Source organism: Paenibacillus piri (assembly GCF_004354045.1).
In the GTDB taxonomy this organism is placed as follows: Bacteria; Bacillota; Bacilli; order Paenibacillales; family NBRC-103111; genus Paenibacillus_S; species Paenibacillus_S piri.
The window spans coordinates 422,452-435,361 of the sequence record NZ_SMRT01000003.1; the positions used below are offsets into that span (position 1 = coordinate 422,452).

12 protein-coding genes are annotated in these 12,910 nt (G+C 52.9%); 6 read left to right on the forward strand and 6 right to left on the reverse strand.

Annotated elements, in window-relative coordinates:
* The first annotated feature begins 182 nt into the window (after positions 1-182).
* Together E1757_RS10075 and E1757_RS10080 are read left to right on the forward strand one after the other, a co-directional pair.
* Positions 183-860 (forward strand): RraA family protein, encoded by a 678-nt coding sequence (locus E1757_RS10075; RefSeq protein ID WP_133227324.1) that lies wholly within the window; start codon positions 183-185, stop codon positions 858-860.
* The gene (locus E1757_RS10080) at positions 857-1,951 is read left to right on the forward strand and encodes an Ldh family oxidoreductase (protein WP_342774554.1); all 1,095 of its coding nucleotides are present in this window, start codon (positions 857-859) and stop codon (positions 1,949-1,951) included. Before E1757_RS10075 ends, E1757_RS10080 begins: the two co-directional genes overlap by 4 nt.
* A gap of 3 nt (positions 1,952-1,954) precedes the next feature.
* Here the strand turns inward: E1757_RS10080 and E1757_RS10085 are convergent, their stop codons facing one another.
* Positions 1,955-2,956 (reverse strand): zinc-dependent alcohol dehydrogenase family protein, encoded by a 1,002-nt coding sequence (locus tag E1757_RS10085; protein WP_133227326.1) that lies wholly within the window; start codon positions 2,954-2,956, stop codon positions 1,955-1,957.
* A 284-nt stretch (positions 2,957-3,240) separates the two neighbouring features.
* The gene (gene gerQ / locus E1757_RS10090) at positions 3,241-3,678 is read right to left on the reverse strand and encodes a spore coat protein GerQ (RefSeq protein WP_133227328.1); all 438 of its coding nucleotides are present in this window, start codon (positions 3,676-3,678) and stop codon (positions 3,241-3,243) included.
* Between the two features lie 407 nt (positions 3,679-4,085).
* Here gerQ and E1757_RS10095 point away from each other — a divergent pair, with 407 nt between their 5' ends.
* From E1757_RS10095 to E1757_RS10110, 4 genes are all read left to right on the forward strand, one after another.
* Positions 4,086-4,793 (forward strand): response regulator transcription factor, encoded by a 708-nt coding sequence (locus E1757_RS10095; protein ID WP_133227330.1) that lies wholly within the window; start codon positions 4,086-4,088, stop codon positions 4,791-4,793.
* Positions 4,790-5,878 carry a sensor histidine kinase gene (locus tag E1757_RS10100; RefSeq protein ID WP_133227332.1) on the forward strand — a complete coding sequence of 363 codons (1,089 nt, stop codon included), beginning with the start codon at positions 4,790-4,792 and terminating at the stop codon, positions 5,876-5,878. Before E1757_RS10095 ends, E1757_RS10100 begins: the two co-directional genes overlap by 4 nt.
* Positions 5,879-6,066: 188 nt before the next feature.
* Complete coding sequence (locus tag E1757_RS10105; RefSeq protein ID WP_133227334.1) at positions 6,067-6,846, forward strand: ABC transporter ATP-binding protein; 780 nt, start codon at positions 6,067-6,069, stop codon at positions 6,844-6,846.
* Complete coding sequence (locus tag E1757_RS10110) at positions 6,821-8,773, forward strand: FtsX-like permease family protein (RefSeq protein WP_133227336.1); 1,953 nt, start codon at positions 6,821-6,823, stop codon at positions 8,771-8,773. The genes E1757_RS10105 and E1757_RS10110 overlap by 26 nt, the downstream gene beginning before the upstream one ends.
* Before the next feature lie 419 nt (positions 8,774-9,192).
* On the opposite strand, the gene E1757_RS10115 is transcribed toward E1757_RS10110, so the two are convergent.
* The 4 genes from E1757_RS10115 to urtC form a co-directional block, all read right to left on the reverse strand.
* Positions 9,193-10,020, reverse strand: coding sequence for an aldo/keto reductase (locus tag E1757_RS10115; RefSeq protein ID WP_133227338.1), 828 nt, complete (start codon positions 10,018-10,020; stop codon positions 9,193-9,195).
* A 127-nt stretch (positions 10,021-10,147) separates the two neighbouring features.
* Positions 10,148-10,843: an urea ABC transporter ATP-binding subunit UrtE gene (gene urtE, locus E1757_RS10120; protein ID WP_133227340.1), complete on the reverse strand. Its 696-nt coding sequence runs from the start codon at positions 10,841-10,843 to the stop codon at positions 10,148-10,150.
* Entirely contained in the window at positions 10,827-11,618 is a 792-nt protein-coding gene (urtD, locus tag E1757_RS10125; protein ID WP_133227342.1) for an urea ABC transporter ATP-binding protein UrtD, read from the reverse strand. The genes urtE and urtD overlap by 17 nt, the downstream gene beginning before the upstream one ends.
* A gap of 119 nt (positions 11,619-11,737) precedes the next feature.
* Positions 11,738-12,865: an urea ABC transporter permease subunit UrtC gene (urtC, locus tag E1757_RS10130; protein ID WP_133227344.1), complete on the reverse strand. Its 1,128-nt coding sequence runs from the start codon at positions 12,863-12,865 to the stop codon at positions 11,738-11,740.
* Positions 12,866-12,910 lie beyond the last annotated feature (45 nt).

Here is a 12,910-nt window from a genome sequence, read left to right on the forward strand (position 1 = left end):
TTTACAAGCGCCCGATTTTTTATAATATCAGAATTTATATGTTTTCAGCGGAGCTGAACAATTCTGATATTGCAAGAAAACCTACATTTAAATCGCGGTCGCTCATCTTGGATAGGCCTCGATAGAGGTTTTCTTATATTTAATATTTTATGCAAGCCCAAATCTAATTAGGAGTGAAGAACATGACTAATCTCGGATTTCGAATTTTGTCCCGGACCGAACGGCCGGACGCCGTATTGCTGGAACAATTCCGCAACGTTGTAACTCCGCATATCAGCGATAATTTGAACCGGATTCATGCCATTTCATCCGCATTGCGGCCTTATCACAAGGAGGGAAGGCTGGTCGGCGCCGCGCTGACCGTGAAAACGAGACCGGGAGACAATCTGATGGTACATAAGGCGATCGACTTGGCCGAGCCGGGGGATGTCATAGTCGTGGATGCGGGCGGGGACGTGACGAATTCGATCGTCGGCGAGATCATGCTGCGGCTTGCCCAGAAAAAAGGGATCGCCGGGTTCATCATCGACGGCGCCATCCGCGATACAGGTGCCTTTGCGAACGACACATTCCCGGTATATGCGAGAGGAATCACGCACCGCGGTCCCTACAAGGACGGTCCCGGCGAGATCAATGTGCCCGTCTCGATAGGCGGAATGGTCATTCACCCCGGCGATATTCTCGTTGGCGACGAGGACGGCTTGGCGGTAGTGCCACTCGGAGAGGCCAAGGATGTCCTCAAGCTCGTGCTTGAGCAGCAGGTCCGTGAGCGAGACATATTGCAATCGATCGAAGACGGCACGGTCAACCGGGATTGGGTCGACCAGACGTTGAGGCAGAAAGGATGTGAGCTCGATTGAGCCTGCCTGTAATGTATGATTGGGCTAAGCTGCAGCAGTTTTGTGAGCAAGTGTTTGCGCGGGCCGGCGTACCTCGAGCCAATGCTGCGATTGTTGCCGAATCGTTGGTGCAGGCCGATCTGAGAGGCGTAGAATCGCATGGTGTCGTTCGCACCGATATTTATATGAAGCGAGTGGAGGCCGGACGGATGAATCCGCACGCGGAGCCGGCCGTCGTATCGGAGCGCGATATGGTTACGCTGCTTGACGGCAGCAACAATTTTGGCGCCGTGGTCGGCACCCGCGCTCTGGACATCGCCATGGCGCGGGCGAAAGCGAACGGAGCCTCGATCGTCGGCGTGAGAGGCTCGAACCATTTCGGCACCGGCGCTTATTACGCGCTGAAGGCGATCGAGCAGGATTTGATTCTGCTCGTGATGTCCAATGCGTCCCAGACGATGCCGCCGACCGGCGGGGTCAGGCCGTTCCTCGGGACGAACCCGCTCTGTGTCGGCGTTCCGGCCGGGCAGGAGCAGCCCTTCCTCCTCGATATGGCGACAAGCGTTGTCGCGAGGGGGAAAATTATCGTTGCCGCGCAAAAGGGCGAACCGATCCCTTCGGGCTGGGCGATCGATAAGGACGGCAACCCGACGAATGACGCCCAGGCGGCGCTGAACGGATCGGTGCTGCCGTTGGGCGGGCCGAAAGGCTATGCGATCTCGATGTTTATCGATATTTTATCGGGTGTGCTGACCGGCGCGGGCTATGGGAAGTATGTAAACAATATGTATGAAAACTGGGAGGAGCCTCAGCAGGTAGGGCATTTTTTCATCGCGGTGGACGTGAGCCGGTTTATGCCTGTAGAGCAGTTCAAGCGGAGGATGGACGATTATATACGTCTGATTAAGGCGGAGCCGAAGGCGCAGGGCGTCGAGGAGATACTGATACCGGGCGAGCTGGAGCACCGTCAGACGCTGCTGCGCAAGCGGCAGGGCATCCGTCTGCCGCTGAAGGTGGCGATGGAGTTGGACGCGATCGGGCAAAAGTACGGGCTCGATGTAAGCGCGGCGGCGTTCGGGGAAGGCTCGATAATGGGCGGAAGCATCGCCTGAAGGTCAGGAGTAATTTACCAATATGATTTTCCCTTGTCTGCCCGGCGTCTCTGCGTCGAGTACGGCTTGCCCGAATTGCGCAAGCTCGTACCGCCTGCAAATGCCGGGCAGCTTCAGTTTTTGCCGGGCGATCAGCTCCAGCAGCTTGGCGAAGGTGTCCTGCCACACGTGATTCGGAACGCTGCCGATCCATTGGCGCAGCCAGAACAGTCGGGCGTCAATCCCGCAGTTGGCTGCCACTTCGCCCCACGAGACCGGTACGCCCGATAGCAGGCCGATGCTGACGATCGTTCCGCCCGGACGAATGCAGCTGGCGAGCTCCGCCCCGTCGCCGCCGCCGATGCTGTCGATAGCCGAATCGGCCCCTCGGCCTTCCGTAACGGCAAGCACGGCTTCGCGCAGGGAAGGGGTGTCCGCATCGGAGGTGTCGATCACATGCGATGCGCCCAGCTCCAGCAGCTCCCGGGTATGGCGGGCATGGCGGGTGACCGCGATAAGCCGGAAGCCGAGAATGGCCGCCAGCTGGGCGAAGATGCGGCCGATGGAGGAACCGCCCGCGTTAACAAGCAGCGTGACGCCGGGCTCGAGGCGGAGCGTTTCCGTACATATCCATGCCGTGACAGGGTTGATATACAACTGGCTTGCCGCTTCATCGTCCAGCGCATCGGGTACCGGAACCGCCAGCTCGGCGGAAACGATCACCTGCTCCTGCCAGGTGCCTTCGCCGCGCAGCGGCAGCACCCGCTTGCCGAGTAGGGAGGAAGGACTGAACGGGCCGACCGCTTCCACGACGCCGACGCCTTCGTAGCCGGGAATTGCCGGCAGCGGCGTACGATGCGGGTAAGCGCCCCGGATGGGAATCAGGTCGGACGGGTTGATCGGGCGTGCGGTCATGCGCACGCGCAGCTCGCCGGGACCCGGTTCCCGGATGCGCCGGCGGACAAGCTGCAGCACATCGGCCGGCTGGCCGAACCGGTAAAACCGGACTGCATCGAACGTTTCCATATGCGCCTCTCCTCTCCAGCTCATCTGCGAATGGTTTTATGGTTATCCGTGCGGAAACACGCTCATGTATGTTTTTATATTATAGCATGTGCCATCGCTGCCCCAAAGTCGATTGCAAGCCAGCCGAAAAAAGCCGCCACGCAAGTGACGGCTTTTTCGAACGTCGTATAAAGCTTCCGCGCGGCTCCGGAGTCGATTTTATGCAAATAAACGGCGGGTACGCGCATTCATTCTTTTTGCGGATCACCTCCCTATACGACTATAATCGGATTTCGACCGCATGGTTACCTTGGCGTCGGTTGTGCGGCGTACGGGTACGCGTACTTAAGCTCTCCCTCGAACGTAATGTAGTCGAGATTGACCATAAGCAGCAAATAACGCATGCCGGTAGCCGGATCGCTGATGATAATATGATCGCGTCCGGCAGCTTCCAGCCTGCCTTTAAAAATTTTGGCATTCCACTCGCTGTTATTTTCATACGTCATATAGAGCGTTGCCATTTTGCCGAGATTGAGCCGTAAAATATTTTCGATAAACGATTGCTCAAGCGGCAGCATGCCCGGCCCGGATTGGGCCTGACCTTGAGGCATGACGTGTCCGCTCGCCGGAGGAGGCTGTGGCGACGGCATTTGCCCGCCGTAATACATACCTCCTCCTTGAGGAGCGTACCCAGGAAAACCGCCGTAAGGGCTCCCCGTCGCTCGGTATGGATTGTTCGTCATAAACTCGAATCCTCCTTAAGGATAGTATAATACCTTTACATTAATACCTATTAGGAACGCTTGGACAATTATCACTTGTTCGTGAAGATTAAGCGCCGCTTTTTGGGACTGCTTGTATGCCCGTCGGGATTTTTAGCGGCATTAAGGAGACTGTCGATTCATTGTGTATAGAAACGAGGCAAGCCGTTCCAAGTGAAAAGTTGCCTTCATACGCTCAGACATCTTGTTTTAAATTCCTTGATTATAAAGGGGTTAGCGGTTTGGAATTTAAAGCCAAAACTCGCGGAAGGCAATCTTTTCACTTTCCACTTCTGGTTTCCACAGTTAATCGACAGCCTCTTAAGGTATAATAGGAAGATGAAAGTATTGGAAATGAAGGAGTTATTGGAAATGAAGGAGTTATTCCTATGTACAAAATTATGATCGTCGAAGATGACGATAAAATCGCCGGGATTGTCAAGGACTATTTGCTCAAATATGGCTATAACGCTTATCGCGCGATCCGGTTTCGCGAAATTAAGAGCGAGTTTTTGGCGTATGCGCCGGATCTTGTTCTGCTCGATATCAACCTTCCGCATTATGACGGGTTCTACTGGTGCAGGCAAATTCGTACCGTGTCCAATGTGCCGATCGTTTTTTTATCTGCACGCACAGGGGAAATGGATCAGGTCATGGCCATCGAGAACGGCGGTGACGATTATTTAACGAAGCCGTTTCATCTTGATCTCGTCATTGCCAAAGTAAAAAGCGTGCTGCGCCGGACTTATGGGGAATATGCGGTTTCCGGCAGCGGCAATCGCGATGTGATTGAGGTCGATGGCTTCTATCTGGACCGTACCCGCAATGAAGCGCTGTGGAACGGCGTCAAGGTGGAGCTTAGCCATAACGAATTTTTGCTGCTGGATTGTTTATTGTCAGCACCGGACCAAGTCGTCACGCGCGAGCGGCTGCTGGAGGCTCTGTGGGACGATACGACGTTTGTCGATGACAATACCCTTTCCGTCAATGTTACACGAGTGCGCAAAAAGCTGGAAGAGCTTGGTTTGGACAAAGCGATCGAGACGGTTCGGGGCCAAGGCTACCGGCTGGTCGTAACCTGGAGAGCCGCACGATGAGACTGAGCGACTTTATTATGGACAGGCTTTTATATATCGTTATTTTTCTTGTCAATGTTCTGCTCGTGCTCCTCGTCATCGGGCTCGATTTTTTGAGCGCTGGCGTGCAGCTCAAACCGGGAAATATGGTCTATATTTTTGTGCTGTCGCTTGCCGGACTCAGCCTGTTTCTCATTCTCGACTTTGTTTCGAAGCGGGCTTATTATAGGCGGCTCGCCGATTTGCTTCGGCAGCAGGAGGAGCCGGATAAGACTGTGATGCTGAACGGGGCTGCGAATCGCGAGCAGCGGCTCGTTCAAGATTTGATGCAGGCCCGTCACAGGCTTTATATGGACGAGCTGACGAGATATCGTCAAAGGCAGGACTATCACCGCTCTTTTATGAATCAATGGGTGCATCATATGAAAACGCCGGTTTCGGTGATCGGTCTGCTCATTCAGCAGTTCCGCGAGACCGGGGCGGCCGCGAACGCCCGAGAGCTGCTTGAGAGTATTGAGGAGGAGAACGACCGGCTGTACTACGGGCTGGATATGATTCTCCAAATGGCCAGGCTGGATCAGTTCGAGCTTGATGTGCAGGTGAGGCGGGTCGATTTGAACGGTCTGATCCGAAGCGTTATCAATGACAACAAAAAAGCGTGTATCCGCCAAGCGATTTATCCGAAACTGGAAAGCGGCGAGCCGCAAATGGAGGTTGAGACGGACGAAAAGTGGATGCGATTCGTACTCAATCAACTGACGGTGAACGCGATCAAATATTCGAGAACGGAGCCTGTGGGAGCGGCTGCGGAACTTGATGCGAAACGGCTGATGTATACCGTGGAGCGGACGGCGCAGGGGATTTCAGTCCATGTTGCGGACGAGGGGATCGGCATCCCCGAGCAGGATGTGCCGCGGGTGTTCGACGCCTTCTTTACCGGCGATAACGGCCGGCTAACGTCCGGTTCGACGGGGATGGGACTTTTTTTGGCGAAGCAGGTTTGCAATCGTTTGGGCCATCGGCTTACCGTCAGCACCAGAGAGGGCGGCGGTTCCACATTTTCCGTTGCTTTTGCCGGCGAATCGATTCACAAGGAAGTTATGTAACGATTAAACGGAAACTGTCGTTGAAAAGGGAAAAGGGCTTGGAGAACGGCTTCCCATCCTTTCATCGACAGTCTCGAACGTGACAATATTGTAAGGTTGGAAGACCGAATTGAAAGGTAATTCGGTGGGACGAAACGCCAGCTTCCTTTATACTGAATTCGATATCATGACAGAATGGAGGCATCAGTATGAGCGTTTTAAAAACAGTGGCATTATCCAAAATATACGGCTCTGCCAAAGCCAACGTCACCTATAAAGCATTGGAGGATATTGACCTGACCGTTGAACAGGGGGAATTTGTCGGGGTTATGGGACCTTCGGGGAGCGGTAAAACGACACTCCTTAATATATTATCGACCATCGACACGCCGACCTCAGGAACCGTGGAAATTAACGGGAAAAATCCGTTGAGCCTGAAAAATAAAGATTTGGCATTATTTCGCCGCCGCGAGCTGGGGTTTGTGTTTCAGGATTTTAATTTGCTGGACACGTTAACCGTCAAGGAAAATATTTTGCTGCCGCTGGTGCTCGAAAACACTCCGATCCGGGAAATGGAGGCCCGATTGCTGGAGCTGGCGGAGCTGCTTGCCATCGATCGTATTCTGGATAAACGGACTTACGAGGTATCGGGAGGCCAGCAGCAGCGGGCGGCGATTGCCCGCGCCATGATCCACCGCCCTGCGATTTTGCTCGCCGATGAGTTGACCGGCAACCTCGATTCTAAAGCGGCCAAGGATGTCATGAACGCACTGAAAGAAATCAACGAGCAGAAGCGGGCGACGGTTTTGATGGTTACGCATGATCCGTTTGCCGCCAGCTTCTGCCAGCGTATCGTATTTATAAAGGATGGCCGGTTGTTTTCGGAAATTCGCCGCGGTACAAACCGGCAAGCTTTTTTCCAACAAATTTTGGACGCGCTTAGTGTGCTTGGGGGGGATTTCGATGAATTTTCGACAATTCGCCGTTAAGAACGTACAGGGGAACTGGCATCGGTACAGAGCCTTTTTTCTGAGCAGCGTATTTTCCGTTATGGTCTTTTTCATTTACGCTGCTTTTATTTTTCATCCAGATGTAATCAACGGACATATTCAGGGTGCCAGCGGAGTGCGGATCGGGATGCTCGCCTGTGAATACATCATTATGATTTTTTCGTTCTTCTTTGTACTGTATTCCAATTCGGCCTTTCTCAAGTCCAGAAAAAAAGAGTTCGGTCTGCTATCGTTGTTCGGGATGACGAACCGGCAAATGCATAAAATGATCGTTTACGAGAACACATTTATCGCGCTTATAGCGATTGCTGTAGGAATCGGCTTTGGGGCGCTGTTTTCCAAGCTCTTTTTTATGGCGATGTCCGAGCTGCTGCAGGTGGAAAGTCCGATTTCTTTCTATCTTGCACCCAAGGCGCTCATCATGACGGCTGCCGGATTTTTCGTGCTGTTTCAGGCAATCACCTTGTTTACGGTTTTTCAAATCAGAAACAGCCGGATTATCGAGCTGATCCGCGCGGCAAAAAAGCCGAAAACGCTGCCGGTGTTTTCAGGGTGGCTCGTGCTCTTATCGGTATTGTGCCTGGGGACGGCTTACACGATCGCTTATTTTACTACGGCGCAAAAGGTTCTTTTTGTCGTGCTGCCGGTTATATTTCTGGTTGTGCTGGGAACGTATTTTTTGTTCACGCAGAGCAGTGTTGCGATTTTCCGCAGGCTTCAGCGGACGCTGCCGGTTTATTATAGCGGAACGAATCTGATCGCGATCTCCCAGCTGGTATTTAAAATGAAGGACAATGCCCGCGTGCTGTTCGTTGTCGCGGTTTTAAGCGCGGTCATTCTGAGCGCATCCGGAACCTTCTATGTTTTCTACCAAGGGAATAAAGACCAGATGATGGAAAACTACCCGCACACCATCGCATTTGCCGAATCGGGCTCCGATGCCCATCGGGTGATCGATCCGGCCAAGCTGAAAGAAGTGCTGCAGCAGGAAGGGGTGACGATAGCATCGGAAATGAAGCTGGTCTCGGTACCATGGCCTACGGCGGAAGCGGCCGGGAAAAACTCCGAAGCCAAGGCGAACCCGAGAGTCGTGCCGCTGCTCATCTCCGAAGATGCGTTCAACCGTGAGGTCGCGGCACCTGGAAAGCTTAAAGCCATCCAGGTGGAGCGCGGCCATGCGGTTGCCGTGACGCCGATTCCCGCCGAAATCTCGAAGGACTCCATTGCAAAAGGAATGACGTTTACGGCCCAATTGGGCGGCAGCTCCATCCAGCTGCTGGTGGACGATATCCGGGAAGGCATCCATATTGTACCGTCAATGCTGAACTACAAAGGGTTTCTTGTCATCGATCAAGGCCAGTTTGACGAAATGATGCGCCGGCTGCCCGATACTGAAACGTATGCATTGTACGGCTACGAGCTGGACAATTGGGAAAAGGCGGGTCCTGCGGTGAAAAAGCTGGAGCAGCTTGTTCCCAAATATCAGCAGTCTTATTTCGTGTCGCGTGTCGAATCGTACTTGACGCTCAAGCAAATGAGCTCGCTTACGTTGTTCATTGGGCTGTTCGTCAGCTTTCTGTTCTTTGTGGCGTCGGGCAGCATGATTTATTTCAGACTGTTTACCGAGCTGCAGGAGGATCAGGCTTTATATAAATCGTTGATGCGGATCGGCGTGTCCATCAAGGAGATTACCCGAATTACGACGCTGCAGATCGGTCTGATCTTCTTTATTCCATGTTTCGTTGGCATCATACATGCGGCGTTTGCGCTGCGTGCGCTCGGGAACGTACTCTCGTTAAATGTTTTAGGGTACGGGCTTGTCGTCATCGGTATTTATTTATTGATGCAAGGCGTTTATTTCCTGATCACGCGCAGACTTTATTTGAAGCAGTTGACCCGATTGTAATCGAATAAGGCTTGTCTATAAGAAAACCTCTATCGAGGCTTTCCCAGGATGAGCGACCGCGATTTAAATGCAGATTTTCTTGCAATGATAGAAAGCTCCAGCTCCGCTGAAAACTTATACTTTCTATCATTATAAGAAAAGCTTCTGACCGAAGCCCTTTCGATGAAGATACATTCGTGTTTTTGATGTAGCTTTTCTTGCAATATCAGAATTGTTCAGCTCCGCTGACAACATATAAATTCTGATATTATAAGAAAACCTCTATCGAGGATTCCCAGGATGAGCGACCGCGATTAAAATGTAGATTTTCTTGCAATGATAGAAAGCTCCAGCTCCGCTGAAAACTTATACTTTCTATCATTATAAAATAAACCACGCCGGCTGACGTATGGAAACGACATCCGCGTGGTTTATTGGCGTTAAAAATTAAAGTTGTCGGGATCGGCGCCGAAACGCTGATTTTTGTTCAATGAATTGATTTTGGCGATATCGTCCTCGGACAAGGTGAAGTCGAAAACATCGCAATTTTCGCGGATGCGCTTCTCGTTGATCGATTTTGGAATCGTGACGACTCCGTTCTGAAGATCCCAGCGAAGCACAATTTGCGCAGGCGACTTGCCGTATTTGGCAGCGAGCTCGCTCAGCAGTGGGTTGTCCAGATTGCCCTGCATCAGAGGGCTCCAGGCTTCCAGCTGGATTTGATTCGAGCTGCAGAAGGCGCGAAGCTCCTGTTGGCTTAACAGCGGGTGATACTCCACCTGATTGACCATCGGCGCGATTTCGCTCTCGGAGATAACATCCTTCAGATGGTGGGTTTGAAAATTGCTGACGCCGATTGCGCGGACGGCTCCGTCCTTATACAGCTTTTCCAGGGCGCGCCATGTTTCTTTATACTTGCCTTTAACAGGCCAATGAATAAGGTAAAGGTCGATAATATCAAGTCCGAGCTTTTTACGGCTGACTTCAAGGGCTTTGAGCGTCGAATCGTAGCCTTGATCGGAGTTCCATACCTTCGTCGTAATAAACAATTCGTCACGCGGTACGCCGGATTGCTTGATCGCGATGCCGACGCCTTCTTCGTTGCCATAAACGGCCGCCGTATCGATACTGCGGTAGCCGGCACCAATAGCGGATTTCACCGCATGGATGACTTCGTCGCCTTCCTTCGTTTTCCAGACGCCCAAGCCCAGCCATGGCATTTGAACGCCGTTGTGCAATGTCGTCGTGTCCGAAATATTTTGAGCCATCTTGCAATCCTCCTCCACAGCTTTCTCATGAAAGCTTCATTTGAAAGAAAGTCCGACTTGTTGGGTCGGCTTGTACTTCTTCCTTATCATACCATTTCATTTCCGGAAAATAAAATGGCAGGGGAGGCTAGACGGCCAAATGCTTCTTCACCTGCTCCTCGCTTAGCGACGATGAGCTGCCTTCCGCCACGATGGTTCCCTTGTCGAGTACGTAGTAGTAATCGGCGATGCTGGTGGCGAAAGCGAGGCTTTGCTCGACAAGCAGTACGGACATGCGTTTGCTTGCCTTGATCGCTTCGATGACCTGCTCGATTTCCATCACGATGGACGGCTGAATGCCTTCCATCGGCTCGTCGAGCAGCAGCAGCTTCGGTTCGGCGACCAAAGCGCGCGCGATCGACAGCTGCTGCTGCTGTCCGCCGCTCAATTCGCCGCCTTTGCGGCGCAGCATCTCCTTCAGCACCGGGAACATGTCGTAGACGGTGTCCGGGATGCGGCTCTTGCGCGAGCTGCCGGCCTCCAGTCCGAGCAGCAAATTTTCTTCGACCGTCAGCTGCGGGAAAATGTCCCGCCCCTGCGGCACGTACCCGATTCCGCTCTTCGCCCGGCGGTCGGGAGAGGCAGCGGTGATGTCCTGCCCGTCATAGGCAATTGCGCCTTTGCGGGGCTTGATCAGCCCCATGATCGTTTTCATCAGCGTCGTTTTTCCTACGCCGTTGCGGCCCATCAGGCAGACGACCTGACCCGGCTCGACCTGCAGTCGCACATTCCGCAGTATCATGCTTTCTCCATAGCCCGCTTCCAAATTACGTATGCTCAGCATCGCGTTCACCCCGTCTTCCCAAATAAACTTCGGCGACTTTGTCGTCGTTCTGTATGTCGTCCATCGTGCCTTCGCACAGCACGGCTCCTTCGTGCATGACAGTGACCGTCTTGGCAAATTGCCGGACGAAATCCATATCGTGCTCGACTACGATGACAGTTTGCCTGTCGCTGATTTTATGCAGCAGCTCGCCGGTTTTCTCCGTTTCGCTGTCGGTCATCCCTGCGGCAGGTTCGTCCAGCAGCAGCAGCTCCGGCTCCTGAATGAGCAGCATGCCGATTTCGAGCCACTGCTTCTCGCCGTGCGATAGCGACCCGGCTTTATCCTGGGACTTATGCTCGAGCCCGATCATATGCAAATAATATTTGATGCGGCTGCGCTGCTCGGCTGTCGTTTTGGCGATGAGCGAGCTCAGCAGGCCGCGTTTTTGGCGCATGGATAGCAGCAAATTTTCAAGGACGCTTAATGTGACGAAGATCGAGGGCGCCTGGAATTTCCGTCCGATGCCGAGCTGGGCGATCTGATGCTCCTGATGTCTGGCCAGGTCGATGCTGGTTTTAAAGCGTACACTGCCTTTGGAGGGCTTCACTTTTCCGCATAGAACATCCAGCAATGTTGTTTTGCCGGCGCCGTTCGGACCGATCAGAAACCGCAGCTCGCCTGGCTGCAGAGAGAAGTCGAGTCCACGGATCGCTTTAAAGCCGTCGAAATCGACCTCCAGCTGTTCGATGCGAATCAAGTCGCCGCTCAGTTGTTTTTTTGGCGATGTTTCCATCTTCGGAACCTCCTCAAAGTTTTTGTGAAGCAAAACTGGCTTCGAAAGCATAGACTCAAAGTTTTGCGATGCAACACCGCTTCGATCAAAGCTTTTGTAGAACAAAGTTTTGCACCGTTTTATTTGGTATGTGCCGGGTTGCTGTCGCTGTTTAAGTCGGAATAACCGGCCAGCGGAGCGGATGGGGGCAGCAGCTTTTTAGAGCCTTTAAACGGGTAAAGTCCCCATTTTTCGGCCAAATCCTGAAAAGTACCGACAATGCCTTTCGGAAAAAATAATACGACGATAATGAACATAGCGCCGAGAATAATCGGCCACCATTCCGGGTATGCCTCGCTGAAGGTTGTTTTTGCCGAGTTGGTAACAACCGCCCCGATAATTGCGCCGAAAATCGTCCCCCGCCCGCCGATGGCTACCCACAGCACCATTTCGATCGACGGGACGATCCCCATTTGCGCGGGCGAAATAATTCCTTCCTGCAGTACGAACATAATGCCGGCCAGCCCGGAAAGCGCAGCGGAAAAGCAATAAATAAACACTTTGTACGTAACCGGATTATAGCCGATAAAGCGGACCCGGTTTTCGGCATCGCGTACCGCGACAAGAATTTTGCCCAGCCTGCTGGAGGAAATCCACAGACAAAGAACCAAGGTGCCGATAACGATAAATGCGGTCACGTAGTAGATCATCAGCTTGGTCGACGGTTCGCCGACCGGGTAGCCGAGAAACGTATCGAAGTTGGTGAGACCGTTGGTTCCGCCAGTATAGCCCTGCTGCCCGACAAACAGCGTTACAGTGATAATTACGAGCGCTTGCGAAAGAATGGAGAAAAAAGCGCCTTTGATCCGGTTGCGGAAGGTTAAATAGCCGAGTATAAAGGCGACCGCCACCGGGACGAGCAGGGCCAGCAGGATCGCGACGCCCGCCGACTGGAAGGGGAGCCAGAACCAGGGCAGCTGCTCGACGCCGCTCCACGACATGAAATCGGGCAGTTCGCCGTGCGAGCTGACCAGCTTCAGATGCATCGCCATGCAGTAAGCGCCAAGTCCGAAATATACGCCATGGCCCAAACTGAGAATGCCGGTATAGCCCCATATCAGATCGAGTCCCATGGCGAGTATCGCAAAGGCAAGAAACTTGCCGAGCAGGGATAGCCGGAATTCGGATAAAAACATCGGAGCGATCAGCATCGCCGCAAGCAGGATAAAGGTAAATGCAATTTTTATTTTTGTGTTCGATATGGTCATATGGTCAACTCCTCAGAGCTTTGCGGAGCAAAGCTGGCATCGAAA

Coding starts and splice junctions, on each gene's coding strand:
- E1757_RS10075 (WP_133227324.1), top strand. CDS start 183: ATGACTAATCTCGGATTTCGAATTTTGTCCCGGACCGAACGGCCGGAC.
- E1757_RS10085 (WP_133227326.1), bottom strand. CDS start 2,956: ATGGAAACGTTCGATGCAGTCCGGTTTTACCGGTTCGGCCAGCCGGCC.
- gerQ (WP_133227328.1), bottom strand. CDS start 3,678: ATGACGAACAATCCATACCGAGCGACGGGGAGCCCTTACGGCGGTTTT.
- E1757_RS10095 (WP_133227330.1), top strand. CDS start 4,086: ATGTACAAAATTATGATCGTCGAAGATGACGATAAAATCGCCGGGATT.
- E1757_RS10100 (WP_133227332.1), top strand. CDS start 4,790: ATGAGACTGAGCGACTTTATTATGGACAGGCTTTTATATATCGTTATT.
- E1757_RS10105 (WP_133227334.1), top strand. CDS start 6,067: ATGAGCGTTTTAAAAACAGTGGCATTATCCAAAATATACGGCTCTGCC.
- E1757_RS10110 (WP_133227336.1), top strand. CDS start 6,821: ATGAATTTTCGACAATTCGCCGTTAAGAACGTACAGGGGAACTGGCAT.
- E1757_RS10115 (WP_133227338.1), bottom strand. CDS start 10,020: ATGGCTCAAAATATTTCGGACACGACGACATTGCACAACGGCGTTCAA.
- urtE (WP_133227340.1), bottom strand. CDS start 10,843: ATGCTGAGCATACGTAATTTGGAAGCGGGCTATGGAGAAAGCATGATA.
- urtD (WP_133227342.1), bottom strand. CDS start 11,618: ATGGAAACATCGCCAAAAAAACAACTGAGCGGCGACTTGATTCGCATC.
- urtC (WP_133227344.1), bottom strand. CDS start 12,865: ATGACCATATCGAACACAAAAATAAAAATTGCATTTACCTTTATCCTG.